Raw genomic sequence first — 21,975 nt, 5'->3', positions numbered from 1 at the left:
CGACACCGATGCCAACGGGATAAGAATCCGGCCTGGCAGCGAAACTGTTGCAAAGTGGGTTTGTTTGCCGCCATCCGGCAAACGGAAAACAGGACTGAGTGACGATGGCAAAACTGAAGATTGACGGCAACGAGATCGAAGTCCCGGATCATTACACCCTCATTCAGGCGTGTGAGGAAGCCGGTGCTGAAGTTCCGCGCTTCTGCTTCCATGAGCGCCTTTCGGTCGCCGGCAACTGCCGCATGTGCCTCGTTGAGGTCAAGGGTGGCCCGCCGAAGCCGCAGGCATCTTGCGCCATGGGCGTGCGCGATATCCGCGGCGGCCCGAATGGCGAACTTCCTGAGGTCTTCACCAACACGCCGATGGTCAAGAAGGCCCGCGAAGGCGTGATGGAGTTCCTGCTGATCAACCATCCGCTCGATTGCCCGATCTGCGACCAGGGCGGCGAATGCGACCTGCAGGACCAGGCAATGGCCTTCGGTATCGACAGCTCGCGCTATCAGGAAGACAAGCGCGCCGTCGAAGACAAGTATATCGGACCGCTCGTCAAGACGGTCATGAACCGCTGCATTCACTGCACTCGTTGCGTTCGCTTCACGACCGAAGTGGCTGGTATCTCCGAACTCGGCCTGATCGGCCGCGGCGAGGACGCCGAAATCACCACGTACCTCGAGCAGGCGATGACCTCGGAGCTGCAGGGCAACGTCGTTGACCTTTGCCCGGTCGGCGCCCTGACGTCGAAGCCCTTCGCCTTCACGGCTCGCCCGTGGGAACTGAACAAGACCGAATCGATCGACGTCATGGACGCGCTCGGTTCTGCAATCCGCGTCGATACACGTGGCCGTGAAGTCATGCGCGTACTGCCGCGCGTCAACGACCAGATCAATGAAGAGTGGATCTCCGACAAGAGCCGCTACATTTGGGATGGCCTGAAGACGCAGCGTATCGACCGCCCATATGTTCGCAAGGATGGCCGCCTGCAGGCAGCGACCTGGGGCGAAGCCTTCGGCACGATCAAGGCTGCCGTTTCTGCAACCAGCGGCGAGAAAATCGGCGCGATTGCCGGCGACCTCGCATCCGTCGAAGAAATGTACGCCCTGTCGGAGCTCGTGAAGTCGCTGGGTTCCGAGAACCTCGACTGTCGCCAGGATGGGACGGCACTCGATCCGTCGCTCGGTCGCGCAAGCTACGTCTTCAACCCGACGATCGAAGGCATCGAACAGGCAGACGCGCTGCTGATCATTGGCGCCAACCCTCGTTTCGAGGCCGCCGTGCTCAACGCTCGCATCCGCAAGCGCTGGCGTCGCGGCAACTTCCCGATCGGCGTGATCGGTGAGGCAGGCGAGCTGCGTTACGACTACGAATATCTCGGCGCCGGCCCGGACACTCTGAAAGATATCGCCGACGGCAGCCATGCCTTCGCGAAGGTTCTGACGGATGCCAAGAAGCCGATGATCCTCATCGGTCAGGGCGCTCTGTCGCGCGCCGATGGTGCTGGCGTTCTCGCAACTGCTGCAAAGGTTGCGGGCATTGTCGGCGCAGTCGTCGAAGGCTGGAACGGCTTTGCCGTACTCCACACCGCGGCATCGCGCGTCGGCGGCCTCGATCTCGGCTTCGTTCCGGGCGCAAAGGGCGTCAACGCTGCCGAAATGCTGTCGTCGATGGACGTTCTCTTCCTGCTTGGCGCCGACGAGCTTGATTTCACTACCAAGAAAGCAAAGCTGACGGTCTATATCGGCTCGCATGGCGACAACGGCGCCCACAATGCCGACGTCATCCTGCCGGCCGCGGCCTATACCGAAAAGTCCGGCACCTGGGTCAACACCGAGGGGCGCGTCCAGATGGGCAATCGCGCCGGCTTTGCGCCTGGCGATGCCCGCGAAGACTGGGCGATCCTGCGTGCGCTTTCCGACGTGCTCGGCAAGAAGCTTCCCTTTGATTCGCTTGGCGAATTGCGCGCAAGGCTTTACGCGGCATTCCCGCATTTCGCAGCACTTGATGAGATCGCCGAAAGCGACAGCGCCAAAATTGCCGCAGTCGCTAAAAAAGCCGGCAAGATGAATAAATCCGGGTTTGCGTCGCCGGTCAAAGACTTCTATTTGACGAACCCGATCGCGCGCGCTTCCGCCGTAATGGCAGAGTGCTCGGCATTGGCCCGCAACAACTTCAAAGTCGCGGCAGAGTAAGGGCAGGGGACTATGGAATCGTTTGTTTCAACTTATCTCTTGCCTGGCCTCCTTATGGTCGGTCAGTCGCTTCTTCTCCTCGTCTGCCTGCTCGTCTTCATCGCCTACATCCTGCTGGCCGACCGTAAGGTCTGGGCAGCCGTGCAGTTGCGCCGAGGTCCGAATGTGGTGGGGCCGTGGGGCCTTTTCCAGTCCTTCGCCGATCTTTTGAAGTTCGTCTTCAAGGAGCCGGTGATTCCGGCTGGCGCCAACAAGGCCGTGTTCCTTCTGGCACCGCTCGTGACGGTGCTGCTGGCGCTGTCGACCTGGGCTGTCGTGCCGCTGGCGGATGGCTGGGTGATCGCCAACATCAACGTCGGCATTCTCTACATCTTCGCGATCTCGTCGCTTGAAGTGTACGGCATCATCATGGGCGGATGGGCTTCGAACTCGAAGTATCCGTTCCTCGGCGCGCTCCGCTCCGCTGCGCAGATGGTTTCCTATGAAGTCTCGATCGGCTTCGTTATCGTCACTGTTCTGCTCTGCGTGGGTTCGTTGAACCTGACGGACATCGTCCATGCCCAGCAGTCCGGCCTCGGTACGCGCCTCGGTTTGCCGGCGTCGTTCCTCGACTGGCATTGGCTGGCGCTGTTCCCGATGTTCATCGTCTTCTTCATTTCCGCACTTGCCGAAACGAACCGCCCGCCTTTCGACCTTCCGGAAGCGGAATCGGAACTCGTCGCCGGCTTCATGGTCGAATACGGTTCCTCGCTCTACATGATGTTCATGCTCGGCGAATATGCGGCCATCGTTCTGATGTGCTCGCTGACGACGATCCTGTTCCTCGGGGGCTGGCTGCCGCCGGTCGACGTATGGTTCCTGAACTGGGTCCCGGGCGTCATCTGGTTTACGCTGAAGTCGTGCCTGGTGTTCTTCATGTTCGCGATGGTCAAGGCATTCGTCCCGCGTTATCGCTACGACCAGCTGATGCGCCTCGGCTGGAAGGTTTTCCTTCCGCTGTCGCTCGCCATGGTCGTAATCGTTGCATTCGTGCTGAAGCTGACGGGTTGGGCGTGATCATGCCGGCCCTCGTTTCAAGCAATATTGGAGGTTGAAGATGGCAGGCTTGTCCAACGCGGTCAGCTCGCTGTTCCTGAAGGAATTCGTCAGTGCGTTCTGGCTGACCTTCCGGTACATTTTTAAGCAGAAGGCAACGATCAATTACCCGTTCGAAAAGGGACCGGTCAGCCCGCGCTTCCGCGGCGAACACGCGCTTCGTCGTTATCCCAACGGCGAGGAGCGCTGCATCGCCTGCAAGCTCTGCGAGGCCATCTGTCCTGCCCAGGCAATCACCATCGAAGCCGGCCCCCGCCGCAACGATGGCACGCGCCGCACAGTTCGTTACGACATCGACATGGTAAAGTGCATCTACTGCGGCTTCTGCCAGGAGGCATGCCCCGTCGATGCGATCGTCGAAGGTCCGAATTTCGAATTTGCAACGGAAACCCGCGAAGAACTCTACTTCGACAAGGCGCGGCTTCTGGAGAACGGCGACCGGTGGGAGCGTGAGATCGCGCGCAACATCGCGCTGGATGCACCGTACCGTTGATCGAAATTGAAATGCCGGAGTGCCGCCCCTCGCGCGGCTTCCGGTCAACATGCACCGAGGCTTTGCCGGCGAGTTCCGTGCGAAGCTTCATCGGGCAGGGAAACTCCCGGCTGCCCGGGGGAAGATGAAAAAGGCACCAACATGGGTCTGCAGGCTCTATTTTTCTATCTTTTCGCCTTTGTCGCGGTAGCGTCGGCGTTCATGGTCATCTGGTCGAAGAATCCGGTTCATTCCGTTCTCTTCCTGATCCTGGTTTTCTTCAACGCGGCTGGCCTCTTCCTGCTGCTGGGCGCTGAATTCCTGGCGATGATCCTGCTCGTCGTGTACGTCGGCGCCGTGGCCGTTCTCTTCCTCTTCGTGGTCATGATGCTTGACATCGACTTCACGGAGTTGCGTGCAGGGGTTCTCGAATATGCGCCGATCGGTGCGGTCATCGGCCTGATCCTCGCGGCCGAGCTGATCGTTGTTGTCGGCGGCAGCGTGATTTCGCCGGAGATTGCCAAGTCGGTCGCGATGCCGATCCCGGCGCTGACAGAGCGCACCAACACCGCCGCACTCGGCGACGTGCTCTATACGAATTACGTCTACTTCTTCCAGATCGCTGGTCTGGTGCTGCTCGTCGCAATGATCGGTGCGATCGTGCTGACGCTCAAGCATCGCCAGAACATCAAGCGACAGAATATCGCCAATCAGGTGGCCCGCAATCCTAAGACCGCCGTTGAGGTGGTCAAGGTGAAGCCGGGACAGGGCGTTTGAAGCAGGCGCGAGCTTAAGGAACAAATACAATGGTCATCGGACTTTCCCATTACCTGACGGTCAGCGCCATCCTCTTCACGCTCGGCGTCTTCGGTATCTTCCTGAACCGGAAGAACATCATCGTTATCCTGATGTCGATCGAGCTCATTCTGCTTGCGGTCAACATCAACATGGTCGCCTTCTCGTCGTTCCTGAACGACATCGTCGGCCAGGTTTTCGCATTGTTCATTCTGACCGTCGCTGCGGCTGAAGCGGCTATCGGTCTTGCAATTCTCGTCGTCTTCTACCGTAACCGCGGCTCGATCGGCGTCGAAGACGTCAACATGATGAAGGGCTGATAAGGCTATGTTTTTATATAAGGCTATCGTCTTTCTTCCCCTGATCGGCGCGATCATCGCTGGCCTCTTCGGTCGCGCGATCGGCGCCAAGGCATCGGAATACGTCACATCGGGCCTGATGATCATTGCCGCGGTGTTGTCGTGGTATGTCTTCATCACCGTCGGCATGGGCCACCACGAAGGCGGACCCATAAAGGTCGAAGTGCTGCGCTGGATCCAGTCCGGCGGCATCGACGTGTCCTGGTCGCTGCGTGTCGATACGCTGACCTCGGTCATGCTGATCGTCGTCAACACCGTCTCGACGCTCGTGCACGTCTACTCGATCGGATACATGCATCACGATCCGCATCGTCCGCGCTTCTTTGCCTATCTGTCGCTCTTCACTTTCGCCATGCTGATGCTGGTGACCGCCGATAACCTGGCCCAGATGTTCTTCGGCTGGGAAGGCGTTGGTCTGGCCTCGTATCTGCTGATCGGCTTCTGGTTCAAGAAGCCGTCGGCGAATGCGGCCGCGATGAAGGCCTTCATCGTCAACCGCGTCGGCGACTTTGGCTTTATCCTGGGTATCGCCAGCCTCTTCGTCCTTTTCGGTGCGATCAATTTCGATACGATCTTCGCAAACGCGGCGACCTTTGCGCCGTCGGAAGCCGGTGGCCAAGGCGGCGAGGTCGTTCTCAACCTCTTCGGCATGCATCTCGACAAGGCGCACGCACTGACCGGCGCCTGCCTGCTGCTCTTCATGGGCGCGATGGGTAAGTCGGCACAGTTCCTGCTGCACACCTGGCTGCCGGATGCCATGGAAGGTCCGACGCCAGTGTCGGCGCTCATCCATGCTGCGACGATGGTGACCGCAGGCGTGTTCCTCGTCGCCCGCATGTCGCCGCTGTTTGAACTGTCACCGGACGCGTTAGTATTCGTAACGACGATCGGTGCGATCACGGCGTTCTTCGCGGCAACTGTCGGTCTCGTGCAGAACGACATCAAGCGCGTCATCGCCTACTCGACCTGCTCGCAGCTTGGCTACATGTTCGTTGCGCTCGGTGTCGGTGCATACGGCGCTGCGATCTTCCATCTGTTCACGCACGCTTTCTTCAAGGCCCTGCTGTTCCTCGGCGCCGGCTCGGTGATCCACGCCGTCGATGGTGAGCAGGACATGCGTTACATGGGCGGCCTGCGGACGCACATCCCGGTCACCTTCTGGATGATGACGATTGGTACGCTGGCTCTGACGGGCGTCGGGATTCCTTTCACGCCAATCGGCTTTGCCGGCTTCTTCTCCAAGGACGTGATCATCGAGGCCGCCTACGCGTCGCATTCGCCGGTCGCGGGGTTTGCTTTCACGCTGTTGGTGATCGCCGCTCTGTTCACCAGCTTCTATTCCTGGCGCTTGGCGTTCCTGACTTTCTTTGGCCAGCCGCGCGCCTCACACGAAGTGATGCATCACGTTCACGAGTCCCCGCAGGTGATGCTGGTGCCGCTGTATATTCTTGCTGCCGGTGCGGTTCTCGCAGGCGTCCTTTTCGAGGGCCGCTTCTATGGCGAGGAATATGCGGAGTTCTGGAAGGGCGCGCTCTTCACCTCCGAACACAACGAACTGTTGGAAGAATTCCATCACGTTCCGGCCTGGGTTGGGCTGAGCCCGTTCATTGCGATGCTCGTCGGCTTCATCACCGCTTGGTACATGTATATCAAGTCGCCGTCGACGCCGCGTGTCCTGGCGAAGCAGCATCGGGTGCTCTACCACTTCCTGCTCAACAAGTGGTACTTCGACGAACTCTACGACTTCCTCTTCGTCCGTTCGGCAAAGGCGCTTGGTCGCTTCCTGTGGAAGAAGGGTGACGTCGGCGTCATCGACACCTATGGCCCGAACGGCGTTGCTGCTCGCGTTGTCGATGTCACCAACCGCGTCGTGCGCTTGCAGACCGGTTACCTCTATCACTACGCGTTCGCCATGCTGATCGGTGTTGCGGCGCTTGTTACCTGGATGATGCTCGGGAGTTCCGTCTGATGACCGATTGGCCTATTCTTTCAACGGTCACCTTCCTGCCGCTCGTCGGCGTGGTGCTCCTGCTGCTGATGAATGAAAACGGTCCGAGTGGCCGCCGCAACGTGCTCAACATTTCGTTGATCACGACGGTCGCCACTTTCGTTCTGTCGCTCTTCATCTGGATCGGCTTCGACAATGCGAACCCGGGCTTCCAGATGATCGAAAAGCATGGCTGGCTCGGCACCGGCATTAGCTATCATCTCGGCATTGACGGGATCTCGATGCTCTTCGTGATCCTGACGACCTTCCTCATGCCGTTCTGCGTACTGGCTAGCTGGCTGTCGATCGAGAAGCGCCTGAAGGACTACATGATCGCCTTCCTGATCCTGGAAGTCATGATGGTTGGCGTCTTCGTCTCGCTCGACATCGTTCTCTTCTACGTGTTCTTCGAAGCCGGCCTCATTCCGATGTTCCTGATCATCGGCGTCTGGGGTGGCAAGGACCGCGTTTACGCTAGCTACAAGTTCTTCCTGTATACGCTGCTTGGCTCCGTTCTGATGCTGCTCGCCATCATGGCGATGTACTGGCAGGCCGGCACGACCGATATTCAGGCGCTGCTTGCCTATAAGTTCCCGCCGCAGATGCAGACATGGCTTTGGCTTGCCTTCTTCGCGTCCTTCGCGGTGAAAATGCCGATGTGGCCGGTTCACACCTGGCTTCCGGATGCGCACGTCCAGGCACCGACCGCAGGCTCGGTTATTCTGGCAGGCGTCCTTTTGAAGCTCGGCGGCTATGGCCTGATCCGCTTCTCGCTCGGCATGTTCCCGGTTGCCTCGGAGTTCTTCGCGCCGCTCGTCTTCGCGCTGTCGGTCATTGCCATCATCTACACCTCGCTGGTGGCGCTGATGCAGGACGATATGAAGAAGTTGATTGCCTATTCCTCGGTGGCCCACATGGGCTACGTGACGATGGGCATCTTCGCAGCGAACGCGCAGGGTCTGCAGGGCTCGATCTTCCAGATGCTGTCGCACGGTATCGTCTCGGGCGCTCTCTTCCTTTGCGTCGGCGTGATCTACGACCGAACCCATACGCGTGAGATCGCGGCCTACGGCGGCCTGGTCAACAACATGCCGAAATACGCCGTTGCGATGATGGTCTTCACGATGGCGAACGTCGGCCTTCCGGGCACCTCGGGTTTCGTCGGTGAGTTTCTAACCCTGATTGGCGTATTCCGCGTCAACAGCTGGGTCGCACTTTTCGCTGCAACAGGCGTAATCTTCTCCGCCGCTTATGCGCTCTGGCTCTATCGCCGCGTGATCTTTGGCGCGCTGGAAAAGGAAAAGCTCAAGGCGCTGCTCGATCTTTCGCCTCGTGAACAGCTGACCCTTTATCCGCTGATCGCACTGACCATCTTCTTCGGCGTGTATCCGGCTCCGGTCTTCGATGTCACTGCGGCATCGGTTGACCAGCTGATCCATAGCTATACGGCCGCAGTCCAGGCAGCGCAGGATGTTGCGCTGTCGATGAAATGATGACGGGACTTTTGGGACATGACCTCTGAAACTATTCTCGCAAGCCTGCATCTTTCCATTCCGGAGCTGATCCTCGCGGTCGGCGCCTTGGTTCTGTTGATGATTGGCGTCTTCTCGGGGGAGCGCTCTGGCCGCATGGTCAGCGTTCTCGCGATGATCGTGCTGGCGGCAGCCGCCTTGTGGCTGATCTTCGTGCCGAGCGAAGGCCTTGCCTACGGCGGTGTCTTCCTGTCGGACGGCTTCGGTCGCTTCATGAAGATCACGGCACTGGTTGGCTCGATTGCAGCCCTCTTCATGTCGCTTGGTCTCGCCAAGGAAAACCAGCTCGACAAGTTCGAGTTTCCGGTCCTCCTCGTGCTCTGCACGCTCGGCATCCTGCTGATGATTTCGGCTAACGATCTCATCTCGCTCTACCTCGGTCTTGAGCTGCAGTCGCTCGCGATTTACGTCGTTGCTGCAATCAATCGCGATAGCGTCAAGTCCACGGAAGCCGGCCTGAAGTACTTCGTACTCGGAGCGCTTTCCTCGGGCATGCTGCTTTACGGCATGTCGCTGGTCTATGGCTTCACCGGTCACACCCAGTTCGCTGCGATCGCCCAGGCATTGAGCGTTGACGGCGCGCGTTCGCTCGGTCTCATCTTCGGCCTGGTCTTCATCCTTGCCGGTATCGCCTTCAAGATCTCCGCTGTTCCGTTCCATATGTGGACACCGGATGTGTACGAAGGCGCGCCGACCCCGGTCACGGCATTCCTTGCCAGCGCTCCGAAGGTTGCGGCGATGGCTATGTTGACCCGTATTGTGATCACTGCCTTCCAGCCGGTCGTGGCTGATTGGCAGCAGGTCGTGGTCTTCATTTCGATCGCTTCCATGCTGCTTGGTTCCTTTGCCGCAATCGGCCAGAAGAACATCAAGCGACTGATGGCCTATTCGTCGATCGGTCACATGGGCTATGCGCTTGTCGGCCTAGCTGCCGGCAACCAGACCGGCGTTTCGGGCGTCATGCTCTACATGGTCATCTACATGGTGATGACGCTCGGCGGCTTCGCGATCATCATGTCAATGCGCCGGAAGGACGGCACGGTCGTCGAAGAAGTGAACGACCTGGCTGGCCTGTCGACCACCAATCCGTTCATGGCGACGGTTATGACCATCCTGATGTTCTCGCTGGCGGGCATTCCTCCGCTCGCAGGCTTCTTTGCGAAGTACTTCGTGTTTGTGGCTGCGATCGAAGCGAAGCTCTATGCTCTTGCCATCATCGGTGTTCTCGCCTCGGTCGTCGGCGCTTACTACTACCTGCGCGTCATCAAGCTGATGTGGTTCGATGAAGCCACCGGCGAGTTCGCGCGGGTCTCGGGGTCGCTCCGTCTTGTCTTTGGTCTGTCCGGCCTCTTCATTCTCGCCTATGTCTTCATCGGCGGTCCGATCGGCGGCGCGGCCGAGCTTGCAGCTGCGACGCTCTTTTGATGAACTCTGAGGCACGGCGCCGGATATCGCTCGACGATTTCAGGCACGAGGCTCTGTCGGAGACATCGTCCACGAATAGCGAATGCCTTGCCCGTGCGCGGGCAGGGGACCGCGGTCTTCTCTGGATCACCGCGGAAAAACAGACCGGCGGCCGTGGCCGCCGGGGACGCCCGTGGGTTTCCGAGAGGGGCAATCTCTATGCCTCGCTTCTTCTTATCGATCCGGCGCCCATGGAGCGCCTTGGCTCTTTGCCGCTGGCAATTGCCGTCGCGGTTCACCAAGCCGTTCGCCATGTGCTGCCGCATACGGCCGAGCCGCTCGAAGTGAAGTGGCCGAACGATATCCTGGTCGGACGAAAGAAGACTTGCGGCATTCTTGTCGAGGGCGAAGCCCTGCCGGACGGGCGTCATTCACTCGTCATCGGCATAGGCATCAACGTCGCATTCATGCCTGATAACCCGCTCTACCCGGTCACCTGCCTGCGCGAGCAGGGGAGCTCGGCTTCCCCCGAAGAGGTTTTCGCCCATCTTTATGCATCGATGGCTGAGGTCCTGGAGGCATGGGATCGCGGCCGCGGTGTGCGGGAAATTACGGAGCGGTGGCGCCGGGTCGCCTGTGGTATCGGCGAAAAGATAACTGTGAACCTGCCGGACCGGTCGATTTCCGGCCACTTCGCCGGAATTGATGATAATGGCCTGTTGATGCTCGATACCGGCGCAGGCAGGATGATGACGATTGCCGCCGGCGACGTCTTCTTTGGTTGATTGGAAAAACGAAAAATATGGCGAAGCAGGACGAACTGGTATTTTTGCCGTTGGGCGGCGTTGGCGAGATCGGAATGAATCTCGCCCTCTACGGCTACGGCCCGCCGGACCACCGCCAGTGGATCATGGTCGACTGCGGCGTCACCTTCCCGGGACCGGACCTGCCGGGAGTCGATCTTGTGTTGCCGGACATTCGGTACCTCGCCAGTGAGCGCAAGAGCCTCAAGGCGATCTTTATCACCCACGCCCATGAGGACCACTACGGCGCGCTCGCCGATCTGTGGCCGGGCCTCAATGTGCCGGTCTATGCCTCCGCCTTTACCGCTGGCCTGCTGGAGGCAAAGCGCAACTTCGAGAAATCGGCGATTGGCGAGATCCCGGTGACGCTGTTTACGGCGGGCGATACCGTCAATGCTGGTCCGTTCAGTGTCGAGGGCGTGGCGGTCAACCATTCCATTCCCGAGCCGATGTCGCTGGTGATCCGTACGCCACTCGGCAATGTGATCCATACCGGCGACTGGAAGATCGATCATGAGCCTTCGCTTGGTCCGCTGACCGACGAGACACGGTTCCGCCAACTCGGCGATGAAGGTGTCCTGGCGTTGATGTGCGATTCCACGAATGCTCTGCGGGATGGTGTATCGCCGTCCGAGAAGGACGTTTCCGCGAGCCTGCGCAAGATCATCGAGAATGCGGAAGGCCGCGTTGCGGTAACGACATTCTCATCGAACGTCGGCCGTATCCGCACCGTGGCCGAGGCGGCCGAGGCTGAAGGCCGCGAAGTCCTTCTGCTTGGCAGCTCGCTCAAGCGCGTCGTCGACGTTTCCCGCGATATAGGTCTGATGGAAGGCATCAAGCCGTTCATTTCCGAGGAGGAATACGGCTACGTCCCGCGCGACAAGGTGGTGGTCATTCTGACTGGTAGCCAGGGCGAGCCACGCGCTGCCCTTGCGAAGCTGTCGCGCGACGAGATGCGCAATGTGGCGCTGGCATCAGGCGACATCGTGGTATTCTCCTCGCGCGCTATCCCCGGTAACGAGAAGGCGATCCAGGATATCAAGAACGGCCTGATCGAGCAGGGCGTCCACGTGATCACCGACAACGAGGCCCTCGTTCACGTTTCCGGACATCCGCGCCGCAACGAGCTGCAGAAGATGTACGAGCTGACCCGGCCGAAGATCGTTGTGCCGGTGCATGGCGAAGCGACGCACCTGACGGCTCACAAGGAACTTGCGGAGCAGTCCGGTATCGCGATCGTACCGCGCGTGCGCAACGGCGACATCCTCCGGCTGGCACCAGGACCCGTCGAGGTTATCGACGAGGCGCCGCATGGCCGTATATATAAGGACGGCTCGCTGATCGGCGATTTCGACGAGATGGGCATTGGCGAGCGCAAGAAGCTCTCCTATGTCGGCCACGTCGCCGTCAACGTGGTGATCGATAGCCGCTACGATATCGTCGGTGATCCCGATCTTGTCGCGATTGGCCTTCCTGTCTATGACGACGAAGGCGACGAGATGGAAGATACACTCTACGATGCGGCTGTTGGCGCCATCGAGAGTATACCGCGGGCCCGACGGAAGGATCTCGACCTGCTGCAGGAGTCGGTCCGCCGTGCCATCCGAGCGACCGCCAACCAGACCTGGGGCAAAAAGCCTGTCGTCACGGTCTTCGTTACGAAGGTCTGACGCATGCTCGGTCGGGTCAACCATGTCGCTATTGCAGTTCCTGACCTTGCGGCCGCAACGGCGTCATACCGCGATACGCTCGGCGCGACCGTTTCGGCGCCGCAGGCTCTGCCGGAACACGGTGTCACGGTTGTCTTCGTCGAGTTGCCGAACACGAAGGTCGAACTGCTGCAGCCGCTGGGAACGGACTCGCCGATTGCCGCGTTCCTGGACAAGAACCCGTCCGGCGGGATGCACCATATTTGCTACGAGGTTGGCGATATCCTCGCGGCCCGCGACCAGTTGATCCAAGGTGGGGCGAGGGTGCTTGGCACCGGCGAGCCCAAGATCGGCGCGCACGGAAAGCCGGTGCTCTTCCTGCATCCGAAGGATTTCTTCGGCACCCTGATTGAGCTCGAGCAGGTCTGAGCAGGCCTGCGGCAGAGTGACCGAAAATGCCGGAAAGTCGGCAAGGTGCCTGAAAGCGGCTTTGAGTTGGCCGGTATTTCGGCTTATAAGCACGGCAATTGCGATCGTCGCAGAGAGCCTAGCGGGACAATTCGATGCTGCAGATATTTCTACAGGGCTTCGCCGTCTACTTTATCGTGTGGTGGATCACGCTCTTTGCCGTTCTCCCGATCGGTCTGCGCACACAAGCGGAAGACAACGACATCGTGCTGGGAACGGTTCACAGCGCGCCGACCCGGTTCAGGGCTGTCTTCGTTTTTTCGATGACGACGCTCATTTCCGCCATCATATATGCTCTCTGGTATATCGCTTCGAATTACTTCGGATGGGGTTTCGACGCCCTACCACAAATCGGCCCTTCGTTCTCAAATGTCTAAGGGCGTTTGCCCAGTTTTTGGGCGAATGCGGATTTCGACTGTCATACACCTGTCATCAAGTTGCGGCATGGAGTTGCCGTAACGTGATATGGACATTGCTTTACGTTAGGAGGCCCAATTCATCGGGCTGTTCGGAATAATAAAAAGCAAAAAAAAACAAGGCTAAAAGCCTTGTTTTAAGTATCGCGTGATCCTTATCCGTTGCCGGGGCTGCGACGAGCGCGCCTAAGATCTGATCCTCCCAAGACTTGACCGCGAAATCGACAAGGATTTGAGCTCCTTGCCTGTTTTGTGGGCTAAAACTAGCTCAAAGAATGGGCTTTGTCATCAGCTTTTTTTGCATTTTTGCTACACTTCAGCAATTTTTTTCTGTTGATAAGAATTTCGTACAAGCCATTATAATTTCGCCTTTTTCTTAGATTGTCTGCTTCGCAAGTGCGAACATGCTTTAACGGAAGGCCACTTAAGTCCGTCGCGGGTTTCTTTCCTTTCGCGAAGCAGTTATGAACGCTGCCAATATTTGTGAACGCCTTCGATTCCGCGCCATGCGGTGTCTCAACAGCTCTGGAATTCGCCATGCGCCTGTCTCGCTATTTCATGCCTATCCTGAAGGAAAATCCCAAGGAGGCGGAGATCGTCTCTCACCGGCTGATGCTGCGCGCCGGCATGATCCGGCAGCAGTCGCAGGGCATCTATTCCTGGTTGCCGCTCGGCAAGCGCGTCCTCGACAAGGTCAACAATATCATTCGCGATGAGCAGAACCGCGCCGGCGCGATCGAACTGTCGATGCCGACGCTGCAATCTGCCGAGCTTTGGCAGGAAAGCGGTCGCTACGACGCTTACGGCAAGGAAATGCTCCGCATCAAGGATCGCCAGGATCGCCCGATGCTGTACGGTCCGACGAACGAGGAGATGGTCACGGACATCTTCCGGTCCTACGTGAAGTCCTATAAGAGCCTGCCGCTCAATCTCTATCACATCCAGCTGAAATTCCGTGACGAGATCCGTCCGCGTTTCGGTACCATGCGCTCGCGCGAATTCATGATGAAGGACGCCTATTCCTTCGATCTGACCAAGGAAGACGCAGTCCACTCCTACAACAAGATGTTCGCGGCCTATCTGCGTACCTTTGACCGCCTTGGTCTGCGCGCCATTCCAATGCGTGCCGACACCGGCCCGATCGGCGGCAATCACAGCCACGAGTTCATCATTCTCGCCGACACCGGCGAGTCGGAAGTATTCTCGCACCGCGATTTCGTGAACTTCGACATTCCAGCAGCCGATATCGACTTCGACGACGTCGCCGGCATGCAGGCGATCTTCGACAAGTGGACGTCGGTTTATGCCGCGACCTCCGAGATGCATGACGAGGCCGCATTCGATGCCATTCCTGAGAGCGATCGCCTTTCGGCCCGCGGTATCGAAGTCGGCCACATCTTCTACTTCGGCACCAAGTACTCCGAGCCGATGGGTGCGAAGGTTCAGGGACCTGACGGCAAGGAACACGTTGTTCACATGGGTTCCTACGGGATTGGCCCGACCCGCCTTGTTCCCGCCATCATCGAAGCATCGCATGATGAGAATGGAATCATCTGGCCGGCGTCTGTGGCGCCGTTCGATGCAGTGGTGATCAACATGAAGGCCGGTGATGCGGCGTGCGATGCTGCCTGCGAGAAGATCTATGCGGCGCTGTCGAACGCCGGCAAGGACGTCCTCTACGACGATACGGACGACCGCGCTGGAACGAAGTTTGCGACCGCCGACTTGATCGGCGTTCCGGTGCAGATCATTGCCGGCCCGCGTGCGGTCGCGAGCGGCGAAGTCGAAGTGAAGGACCGCACGACGGGCGCCCGCGAAACGATGACCATCGACGCGGCGATCAACAAGCTCTTGGGCTGAGAAGGCGGGAGGCAGGATGGCAGATGTAGCGGTGAGCCAGCAGGGTTCTAAATCCGGCTCGGCGCCGGCCAGCCGGCCATTTTCCGCCTTCGAACGGCTTGTGGCGTGGCGCTATCTGCGCGCCCGCCGCAAGGAAGCGTTCATTTCGGTGATCGCCGGCTTTTCCTTCATCGGCATCATGCTTGGCGTTGCTACGCTCATCATCGTCATGGCTGTCATGAACGGCTTCCGGACGGAACTGATCTCCCGCATTCTCGGCATCAACGGTCACATGATCGTTCAGCCGGTCGATACGCCGTTCAACGATTATCCGGCGCTGACCGACAAGCTTGCCGGCGTGCCGGGCATAAAGCTTGCTCTGCCGCTGGTCGAGGGCCAGACCCTGGCCTCAGGTCAGGGCGGTGCGGGCACGGGCGCGCTGGTGCGCGGCATCCGGCCCGAGGACCTTGAAAAGGTTAAGACGGTCTCGGGCAACATCAAGTCCGGCGACCTTGTTGGTTTTGCCGCGGGACAGGGTGTCCTTATCGGCTCGGGTATGGCGACACAACTCGGCCTTCAGGCAGGTGACACCATCACGCTGATATCGCCGGAAGGTGATGTCACGCCGATGGGCGTAAACCCACGGGTCAAGTCCTACAAGGTCTCCGGTATCTTTGAGATCGGCATGTCGGAATACGACGCGACGATCATCTACATGCCGCTTGAGGAAGCGCAGCTCTATTTCAATGCCGAGGGGCTGGTTCAATCCATCGAACTCTTCGTCGACAATCCCGACGACATTGACAATATGCGGCCGAAGGTCGAGGCCGCCGCGGGCCGCCAGATTGCGATTACTGACTGGCGCCAGCGTAATCAGACCTTCTTCTCCGCGCTGCAGGTCGAGCGGAACGTGATGTTCATGATCCTGACCCTCATCGTCCTCGTTGCGGCGCTGAACATCATTTCCGGCCTCATCATGCTGGTGAAGGACAAGGGCAGTGATATCGCGATCCTGCGGACGATGGGCGCGAGCTCTGGCGCGATCATGCGCATCTTCTTTATGACGGGCGCTGCCATTGGCCTCGTTGGGACGCTCGCCGGTGTGCTGCTTGGGGTTCTTGTTTGCGTCAATATCGAGAAGATCCGCGAGTTTTTCTCTTGGGTGTCCGGCACGGTGCTGTTTGACCCGCAGCTCTATTTCCTCAGCCAACTGCCCGCCGAGATGAGCTTCAGCGAGACCATGTCCGTGGTGATCATGGCGTTGACGCTGTCCTTCATCGCGACGATCTTTCCAGCATGGCGAGCCTCCAAGCTCGATCCCGTGCAAGCCCTGCGCTACGAATAAGGAATGCTCTCTTCATGAAGCGGAATACCGTTCTCAAGCTTTCCGGCGTCGAGCGCCACTATGGCCAGGGCGAGACGCTGCTCTCGATCTTGAAGGGTGCGGATTTCACGCTCAACAGCGGCGAAATCGTTGCGCTCGTCGCTCCATCAGGGACCGGCAAGTCGACGCTTTTGCACGTTGCCGGCCTGCTCGAGCATCCCGATGGCGGCGAGGTTGTCATCAACGGAAATGCCTGTGACGGTTTGCCGGATGATAAGCGTACGGCGATCCGCCGTAGCGAAATCGGATTCGTCTACCAGTTCCATCACCTGCTGCCGGAATTCTCTGCGATCGAGAATATCATGATGCCGCAGATGATCGCCGGGTTGCCGCGCAAGGAGGCGAAGGAACGAGCCGGCCAGTTGCTCGACTACATGCGTATCGGCCATCGCGGTGCGCACCGCCCCGGGGAGCTTTCCGGTGGCGAGCAACAGCGCGTGGCGATTGCCCGTGCCGTCGCCAATGCGCCAAGCCTGCTTCTGGCGGATGAGCCAACGGGCAACCTCGATCCAGAAACGGCGAGCTATGTCTTTGATGCACTGGAGGCGCTGGTGCGCCAATCAGGCCTAGCGGCACTCATCGCCACCCATAATCATGAACTCGCCGGGCGCATGGACCGCCGCGTCACGATCACCGACGGCAAGGTCGTGGATTTCTGATCAGGGCTGGATGAGACCGCCACGGTAGTCCAGTTCATAGGCCCTGCGCTCATTCACGACGATCACTTCACGACCGCTGAAATGGCTGCAGTCGCCTGTGTTTTGATCGGCATAGAAACCGAAAGCATGCTCGAATTCCATGCCGCCGAGAAAACGTCGGTACTCGGCATACATTTTTGACAGTGCAGCCTTAATCACCGTTCCTGCTCTTTTCCCGTCAATCAACGAATGCTCGACGATGCGTCCGAAGTAGTTCATCGCCCAGACCGGTTCGCCGTCCAGCCAAACCACTTCTTGCCCGGCGAAATCGGCGCCGCCGAAGTAGCTGTCGAGATAGCGCCACTGTTCACGCTGATAACCGATGTCATGAGATCCTGTCCGGCAGGCGGGTGCAGGCGTTCCGCCGCCAACATAGGTACGGGCCTTCGCCTCAACGATGAACCGGTTCAATGCAGCAATATCCATGGCCTATCCCCCTCGTTCGGCAACGTCTCAAAAAGACTGCCAATTGTAAAGAACAAAAAGGGAACAAGCTTCACTGGCCGCAGATGGATTGCCCGGTCTCGTCGTTCCAATCAGCGATCGGGAGGACACGTGGCTCGGCTTTGACGTCCTTGCCATCCTTCTGCAACTTCCCGGTCAACGCGTTGTAGTCGCAGGAGCCGGCGGCTTTCGGGTCGAGCGTGTCGTAGTGATTGTAGGTATAGCCGGCGACGACAAACTGGTTGTTGCGGTAGGCCACTGTCAGCGTCTGGTCCCAGCGGTCGCGTCCGATCGCACTGTTCTGTGAGTGGATGGCGATCGAGGATTTGCCGATGGCTTTCAATGACGGTTCCTGCCCGAAGACGCCATTAGCATTGGTGCTGCCCCAAATCTTGTCGGGCGCGGTAAGCGAAAGTCGCAGAAGCTCGTGATCGCTGTCGCGAAGGTAAAGGTAGATGCCGATCTGATCGTCGCTGGCGTCATCTGCCGGAGCAACCAGCAGCGCGAGATCCTCATGCCCGTCGCCGTCCCAATCGCCCGTCGTCGCGTCAATGATGCGCGCGGGATCGATTTGTTCGGCCCGAGCGGTAAACGCTGCCGACCAAGCCAATCCAACAATTAAGACAAACTTAAACATGCTTTTCTCCCCGTGCCATGCAGCCAGCAGAGCGGAAAAGAATCCTGTTGACAATAGAACAAGAGCGGAACAAATTGAAAACATAACAGAAAAGGAGAGCCAAATGACTGACATGATCCGTGATATCGCAGCATTCACCTCCATCGCAATGTTCGTTGCCAGCTTCTCGCTGATCTGCATGGCAATGTAAGAATTCAGGGGACCGCATGGCTGCCATGCGGTCCGAACCCGATCGCTTCTCTGGACATCGACCCCTCAATGCTGAGAATAGACCTGATTGATTCAGGTGATTGGAAGGCATGTTATGGCGGGTGCGGAGAAAGACGCGGCAAGCGGTTTTATCGGTGGCACGCCAGGCTTCGTTCACCTCCGGGTTCACTCAGCGTACTCGCTGCTTGAAGGCGCGCTGCCACTCAAGAAGATTCTCTACAAGGCGTCGGGCGACAGTCAGCCGGCGATCGCGATCACCGATACGAACAATCTGTTCGTCGCCCTCGAATTTTCGCAGAAGGCGATGGATGAGGGGCTGCAGCCGATCATTGGCTGCCAGGTCTCGATCGATATGGAAGACGGTCTTGAGACGGAACGGCGAGGCAGCCAGCAGGCACTCGTCAAGCTCCCGTCGCTGGTGCTCTTGGCGGCCACCGATGCCGGCTACGAGCGATTGGTGGACCTTGTCAGCCGCGCCTATCTCGGCGGCGAGGGCAACGGTCAATCGATTCACATTCGCGCCTCTTGGCTCGATGACATCGGTACCGGCGGTCTGATCGCTCTGACCGGCGCCTTGACGGGGCCGATCGACATGGCGCTTAAGGACGGGCATACCGCTCAGGCGGAAGCACGCCTTCTGCTGCTGAAGCGTCATTTCGGCGACCGGCTTTATGTGGAACTGCAGCGGCACGGCACCTACGACAAGCGCCACGAGCAGAAGGTGGTCGGCCTTGCCTACGAGTATGACCTGCCGCTGGTCGCCACCAATGAAGCCTTCTTCCCGACCCGTGAGGACTATGATGCGCACGACGCCCTGATGGCCGTCGCCCACAACGCCATTGTCTCGGATGATACCCGATTCCGCCTGACACCCGATCACTACCTGAAGAGCCGCGCCGAAATGGCCAAGCTGTTCGCGGACCTGCCTGAAGCCTTGGAAAATACCGTCGAGATCGCCCGGCGCTGCTCCTTCATCCTGAAGACACGCAAGCCGATCTTGCCGCGCTTCACCGGCGCGACGGCCGATCCCGAGGAGGCCGAACGCGAAGAGGCTCTGGAATTGCGCAGGCAGGCAGAGGAGGGGCTGGACAATCGCCTGGCCACACTCGGCATGTCGCCCGGCTATGAGGAGAAGGACTACCGGGAACGCCTGGAATTCGAACTCAGCGTTATCGAGCGCATGAAGTTCCCTGGCTACTTCCTCATCGTTTCGGACTTCATCAAATGGGCAAAGCAGCATGACATCCCTGTCGGCCCGGGTCGTGGCTCGGGTGCGGGCTCGCTCGTCGCCTACGCGCTGACCATCACTGACGTTGATCCGCTGCGTTTCTCGTTGCTCTTCGAACGCTTCCTCAACCCGGAACGCGTCTCGATGCCGGACTTCGACATCGACTTTTGCCAGGATCGCCGCGAAGAGGTGATCCGCTATGTGCAGCGCAAATACGGCCGCGAGCAGGTGGCGCAGATCATCACCTTCGGTTCGCTGCAGGCACGCGCGGCACTGCGCGACGTCGGCCGCGTGCTGGAGATGCCTTACGGTCAGGTCGACAAGATCTGTAAGCTGGTGCCGAACAATCCAGCCAATCCGACGCCTTTGTCGAAGGCTATCGAGGAAGAGCCGAAACTGCAGGAAGAGGCCGACAAGGAGCCCGTCGTCGCCCGCCTGCTCGATATCGCACAGAAGATCGAAGGTCTCTACCGCCACGCATCGACCCACGCTGCCGGTATCGTCATCGGCGACCGTCCGCTGTCGAAGCTGGTGCCGATGTACCGCGATCCGCGGTCCGACATGCCGGTCACGCAGTTCAACATGAAGTGGGTCGAGCAGGCCGGCCTGGTCAAGTTCGACTTCCTCGGGCTGAAGACACTAACGACGTTGAAGGTCGCCGTCGATTTCGTCGCCAAGCGCGGCATCAAGGTCGACCTTGCATCGATCCCGCTCGACGACAAGCTGACCTACGAGATGCTCTCGCGCGGCGAAACCGTCGGCGTGTTCCAGGTGGAAAGTGCGGGAATGCGCAAGGCGCTGATCGGCATGAAGCCGGACTGCATCGAGGACATCATCGCGCTCGTGGCCCTCTACCGTCCGGGTCCAATGGAGAACATCCCGACCTACAACGCCCGCAAGCACGGCGAGGAGGAGATCGAGTCGATCCATCCGACGATCGATTACCTGCTCAAGGAAACGCAGGGCGTTATCGTCTACCAGGAACAGGTGATGCAGATCGCCCAGGTGCTGTCGGGCTACTCGCTCGGCGAAGCCGACCTTCTGCGCCGTGCCATGGGTAAGAAGATCAAGGCGGAGATGGACCAGCAGCGCGAACGCTTCGTCGTCGGTGCCGTGAAGAACGGCGTCTCGAAGCCGCAGGCTGACAATATCTTCGAGCTGCTCGCAAAGTTCGCGAACTACGGCTTCAACAAGTCGCACGCCGCCGCCTACGCGATCGTCTCCTATCAGACCGCCTACATGAAGGCGCATTACCCGGTCGAGTTCCTCGCCGCCTCGATGACGCTCGATATGTCGAATACCGAAAAGGTCAACGACTTCCGCCAAGACGCCAAGCGCCTCGAGATCGAGGTGATTCCGCCGTCGGTTCAGACCTCTTTCCGCCACTTCGAAACCGGCGACAACCGAATCTACTACGCGCTGGCGGCGCTGAAGGGTGTCGGCGAGGCGGCCGTCGATCATATCGTCGAGGTCCGTGGCGACACGCTATTTGCAAGCCTTGAGGATTTCTGCCTGCGCATCGATCCCAAGCAGGTAAACCGCCGCGTGCTCGAAAGCCTGATCTTCGCCGGCGCCTTCGATTGCTTTGGGCTCGATCGCGCGCAGCTGGCAGGCGGCCTCGATCGGATCATGGGCTATGCCCAGCGTGCGCAGGAAAACAAGCTGAGCGGCCAGTCCGATATCTTCGGTAGTGCTTTGTCGTCAGGCCCGGAGAAAATCTCGCTGCCGCCGTTTTCGCCATGGCTGGCCTCGGAGAAGCTGCTCAAGGAGTTTCAGGTCCTTGGCTTCTATCTGACGGCGCATCCGCTCGACAGCTATCAGAGCATTCTGCAGAAGATGCGCGTTCAGACCTTTGCGGAGTTTTCGGCCGCAGTGAAGCAGGGAGCGAGCAACGGCCGCCTCGCGGGCACCGTCATCTCGAAGCAGGAGCGCAAGACGCGAACCGGCAACAAGATGGGCATCATCGTGTTCTCAGATTCCTCTGGGCAGTTCGAAGCCGTCCTATTCTCCGAGATGCTGAACCAATACCGTGACGTGTTGGAATCCGGGAAGTCCTTCGTCATTACGGCGACGGGGGAGGAACGGCCGGAAGGCATCGGCCTTCGCTTGCAGACGATACAATCGCTTGAGGAGAAGTCTCTGCAGATGCAGAAGGCTCTGCGCGTCTATGTGCGCGATTCCGGGCCGCTGCGCGCCGTCGCTGCACACCTGAACGCCAAGGGCGATGGCCTGGTTTCCTTCATCGTCATCAAGGAGGAGGGCAAGCGCGAGGTGGAGGTCGAGCTTCCGCAGAAGTATCGCATCACGCCCGAGATTGCCGCCGCGCTTCGCGCTGCACCCGGCGTCATCGACGTTGAACTGGTCTGACG

General features: G+C 59.2%; 18 protein-coding genes. 16 read left to right on the top strand and 2 right to left on the bottom strand.

The features are described 5' to 3' along the window. The first annotated feature begins 104 nt into the window (after positions 1 to 104). The 15 genes from nuoG to FHT77_RS20965 all read left to right on the top strand — a co-directional run bounded on the left by nuoG (position 105) and on the right by FHT77_RS20965 (position 17,048). A complete protein-coding gene (nuoG, locus tag FHT77_RS21035) occupies positions 105 to 2,186 on the top strand; it encodes an NADH-quinone oxidoreductase subunit NuoG (protein ID WP_183756835.1) in 2,082 nt (693 codons plus the stop codon). 12 nt (positions 2,187 to 2,198) lie between these two features. After that, on the top strand, positions 2,199 to 3,242 hold the full coding sequence (gene nuoH / locus FHT77_RS21030) for an NADH-quinone oxidoreductase subunit NuoH (protein WP_016553616.1): 1,044 nt from the start codon (positions 2,199 to 2,201) through the stop codon (positions 3,240 to 3,242). A gap of 40 nt (positions 3,243 to 3,282) precedes the next feature. Beyond that, positions 3,283 to 3,774, top strand: coding sequence for an NADH-quinone oxidoreductase subunit NuoI (gene nuoI / locus FHT77_RS21025; RefSeq protein WP_007789671.1), 492 nt, complete (start codon positions 3,283 to 3,285; stop codon positions 3,772 to 3,774). 141 nt (positions 3,775 to 3,915) lie between these two features. After that, the gene (locus tag FHT77_RS21020) at positions 3,916 to 4,530 is read left to right on the top strand and encodes an NADH-quinone oxidoreductase subunit J (RefSeq protein WP_183756834.1); all 615 of its coding nucleotides are present in this window, start codon (positions 3,916 to 3,918) and stop codon (positions 4,528 to 4,530) included. A gap of 29 nt (positions 4,531 to 4,559) precedes the next feature. Continuing rightward, positions 4,560 to 4,868 (top strand): NADH-quinone oxidoreductase subunit NuoK, encoded by a 309-nt coding sequence (nuoK, locus tag FHT77_RS21015; RefSeq protein WP_007531803.1) that lies wholly within the window; start codon positions 4,560 to 4,562, stop codon positions 4,866 to 4,868. Positions 4,869 to 4,875: 7 nt separating this feature from the next. Then, complete coding sequence (gene nuoL, locus FHT77_RS21010) at positions 4,876 to 6,876, top strand: NADH-quinone oxidoreductase subunit L (RefSeq protein ID WP_183756833.1); 2,001 nt, start codon at positions 4,876 to 4,878, stop codon at positions 6,874 to 6,876. Beyond that, complete coding sequence (locus tag FHT77_RS21005) at positions 6,876 to 8,387, top strand: NADH-quinone oxidoreductase subunit M (protein WP_183756832.1); 1,512 nt, start codon at positions 6,876 to 6,878, stop codon at positions 8,385 to 8,387. The genes nuoL and FHT77_RS21005 overlap by 1 nt, the downstream gene beginning before the upstream one ends. A gap of 18 nt (positions 8,388 to 8,405) precedes the next feature. After that, on the top strand, positions 8,406 to 9,851 hold the full coding sequence (nuoN, locus tag FHT77_RS21000) for an NADH-quinone oxidoreductase subunit NuoN (protein ID WP_114712322.1): 1,446 nt from the start codon (positions 8,406 to 8,408) through the stop codon (positions 9,849 to 9,851). After that, complete coding sequence (locus FHT77_RS20995; RefSeq protein WP_183756831.1) at positions 9,851 to 10,615, top strand: biotin--[acetyl-CoA-carboxylase] ligase; 765 nt, start codon at positions 9,851 to 9,853, stop codon at positions 10,613 to 10,615. The genes nuoN and FHT77_RS20995 overlap by 1 nt, the downstream gene beginning before the upstream one ends. Positions 10,616 to 10,632: 17 nt before the next feature. Next, positions 10,633 to 12,303: a ribonuclease J gene (locus tag FHT77_RS20990; protein WP_114712324.1), complete on the top strand. Its 1,671-nt coding sequence runs from the start codon at positions 10,633 to 10,635 to the stop codon at positions 12,301 to 12,303. Positions 12,304 to 12,306: 3 nt separating this feature from the next. Then, the gene (gene mce, locus FHT77_RS20985; RefSeq protein WP_016553623.1) at positions 12,307 to 12,711 is read left to right on the top strand and encodes a methylmalonyl-CoA epimerase; all 405 of its coding nucleotides are present in this window, start codon (positions 12,307 to 12,309) and stop codon (positions 12,709 to 12,711) included. A 134-nt stretch (positions 12,712 to 12,845) separates the two neighbouring features. Continuing rightward, positions 12,846 to 13,127 carry a DUF1467 family protein gene (locus FHT77_RS20980; RefSeq protein WP_183756830.1) on the top strand — a complete coding sequence of 94 codons (282 nt, stop codon included), beginning with the start codon at positions 12,846 to 12,848 and terminating at the stop codon, positions 13,125 to 13,127. A 576-nt stretch (positions 13,128 to 13,703) separates the two neighbouring features. After that, positions 13,704 to 15,026 carry a proline--tRNA ligase gene (gene proS / locus FHT77_RS20975; protein ID WP_183756829.1) on the top strand — a complete coding sequence of 441 codons (1,323 nt, stop codon included), beginning with the start codon at positions 13,704 to 13,706 and terminating at the stop codon, positions 15,024 to 15,026. Positions 15,027 to 15,042: 16 nt separating this feature from the next. Beyond that, complete coding sequence (locus FHT77_RS20970) at positions 15,043 to 16,350, top strand: lipoprotein-releasing ABC transporter permease subunit (RefSeq protein WP_183756828.1); 1,308 nt, start codon at positions 15,043 to 15,045, stop codon at positions 16,348 to 16,350. 14 nt (positions 16,351 to 16,364) lie between these two features. Continuing rightward, entirely contained in the window at positions 16,365 to 17,048 is a 684-nt protein-coding gene (locus FHT77_RS20965; protein WP_183756827.1) for an ABC transporter ATP-binding protein, read from the top strand. On the opposite strand, the gene FHT77_RS20960 is transcribed toward FHT77_RS20965, so the two are convergent. Together FHT77_RS20960 and FHT77_RS20955 are read right to left on the bottom strand one after the other, a co-directional pair. After that, positions 17,049 to 17,513 (bottom strand): DUF5680 domain-containing protein, encoded by a 465-nt coding sequence (locus FHT77_RS20960; protein WP_183756826.1) that lies wholly within the window; start codon positions 17,511 to 17,513, stop codon positions 17,049 to 17,051. A 70-nt stretch (positions 17,514 to 17,583) separates the two neighbouring features. Continuing rightward, complete coding sequence (locus FHT77_RS20955) at positions 17,584 to 18,168, bottom strand: hypothetical protein (RefSeq protein ID WP_183756888.1); 585 nt, start codon at positions 18,166 to 18,168, stop codon at positions 17,584 to 17,586. A 304-nt stretch (positions 18,169 to 18,472) separates the two neighbouring features. On the opposite strand from FHT77_RS20955, the gene dnaE reads away from it, so the two are divergent. Then, on the top strand, positions 18,473 to 21,973 hold the full coding sequence (dnaE, locus tag FHT77_RS20950; RefSeq protein ID WP_183756825.1) for a DNA polymerase III subunit alpha: 3,501 nt from the start codon (positions 18,473 to 18,475) through the stop codon (positions 21,971 to 21,973). Positions 21,974 to 21,975: the final 2 nt, after the last annotated feature.

This window comes from Rhizobium sp. BK181, from assembly GCF_014193305.1.
Lineage (GTDB): Bacteria > Pseudomonadota > Alphaproteobacteria > Rhizobiales > Rhizobiaceae > Rhizobium.
The sequence above is the reverse complement of the archived record's forward strand: the minus strand, read 5'-3'. Positions and strand labels throughout refer to the sequence as shown.

Bases quoted from the DNA above. Each gene is read 5' to 3' on its own strand.
- nuoL (WP_183756833.1), top strand. From the start codon at position 4,876: ATGTTTTTATATAAGGCTATCGTCTTTCTTCCCCTGATCGGCGCGATC.
- FHT77_RS20955 (WP_183756888.1), bottom strand. From the start codon at position 18,168: ATGTTTAAGTTTGTCTTAATTGTTGGATTGGCTTGGTCGGCAGCGTTT.
- FHT77_RS20995 (WP_183756831.1), top strand. From the start codon at position 9,851: ATGAACTCTGAGGCACGGCGCCGGATATCGCTCGACGATTTCAGGCAC.
- dnaE (WP_183756825.1), top strand. From the start codon at position 18,473: ATGGCGGGTGCGGAGAAAGACGCGGCAAGCGGTTTTATCGGTGGCACG.
- nuoI (WP_007789671.1), top strand. From the start codon at position 3,283: ATGGCAGGCTTGTCCAACGCGGTCAGCTCGCTGTTCCTGAAGGAATTC.
- FHT77_RS20960 (WP_183756826.1), bottom strand. From the start codon at position 17,513: ATGGATATTGCTGCATTGAACCGGTTCATCGTTGAGGCGAAGGCCCGT.
- nuoK (WP_007531803.1), top strand. From the start codon at position 4,560: ATGGTCATCGGACTTTCCCATTACCTGACGGTCAGCGCCATCCTCTTC.
- mce (WP_016553623.1), top strand. From the start codon at position 12,307: ATGCTCGGTCGGGTCAACCATGTCGCTATTGCAGTTCCTGACCTTGCG.
- FHT77_RS20965 (WP_183756827.1), top strand. From the start codon at position 16,365: ATGAAGCGGAATACCGTTCTCAAGCTTTCCGGCGTCGAGCGCCACTAT.
- FHT77_RS21005 (WP_183756832.1), top strand. From the start codon at position 6,876: ATGACCGATTGGCCTATTCTTTCAACGGTCACCTTCCTGCCGCTCGTC.
- proS (WP_183756829.1), top strand. From the start codon at position 13,704: ATGCGCCTGTCTCGCTATTTCATGCCTATCCTGAAGGAAAATCCCAAG.
- nuoG (WP_183756835.1), top strand. From the start codon at position 105: ATGGCAAAACTGAAGATTGACGGCAACGAGATCGAAGTCCCGGATCAT.
- nuoH (WP_016553616.1), top strand. From the start codon at position 2,199: ATGGAATCGTTTGTTTCAACTTATCTCTTGCCTGGCCTCCTTATGGTC.
- nuoN (WP_114712322.1), top strand. From the start codon at position 8,406: ATGACCTCTGAAACTATTCTCGCAAGCCTGCATCTTTCCATTCCGGAG.
- FHT77_RS20970 (WP_183756828.1), top strand. From the start codon at position 15,043: ATGGCAGATGTAGCGGTGAGCCAGCAGGGTTCTAAATCCGGCTCGGCG.
- FHT77_RS20990 (WP_114712324.1), top strand. From the start codon at position 10,633: ATGGCGAAGCAGGACGAACTGGTATTTTTGCCGTTGGGCGGCGTTGGC.
- FHT77_RS21020 (WP_183756834.1), top strand. From the start codon at position 3,916: ATGGGTCTGCAGGCTCTATTTTTCTATCTTTTCGCCTTTGTCGCGGTA.
- FHT77_RS20980 (WP_183756830.1), top strand. From the start codon at position 12,846: ATGCTGCAGATATTTCTACAGGGCTTCGCCGTCTACTTTATCGTGTGG.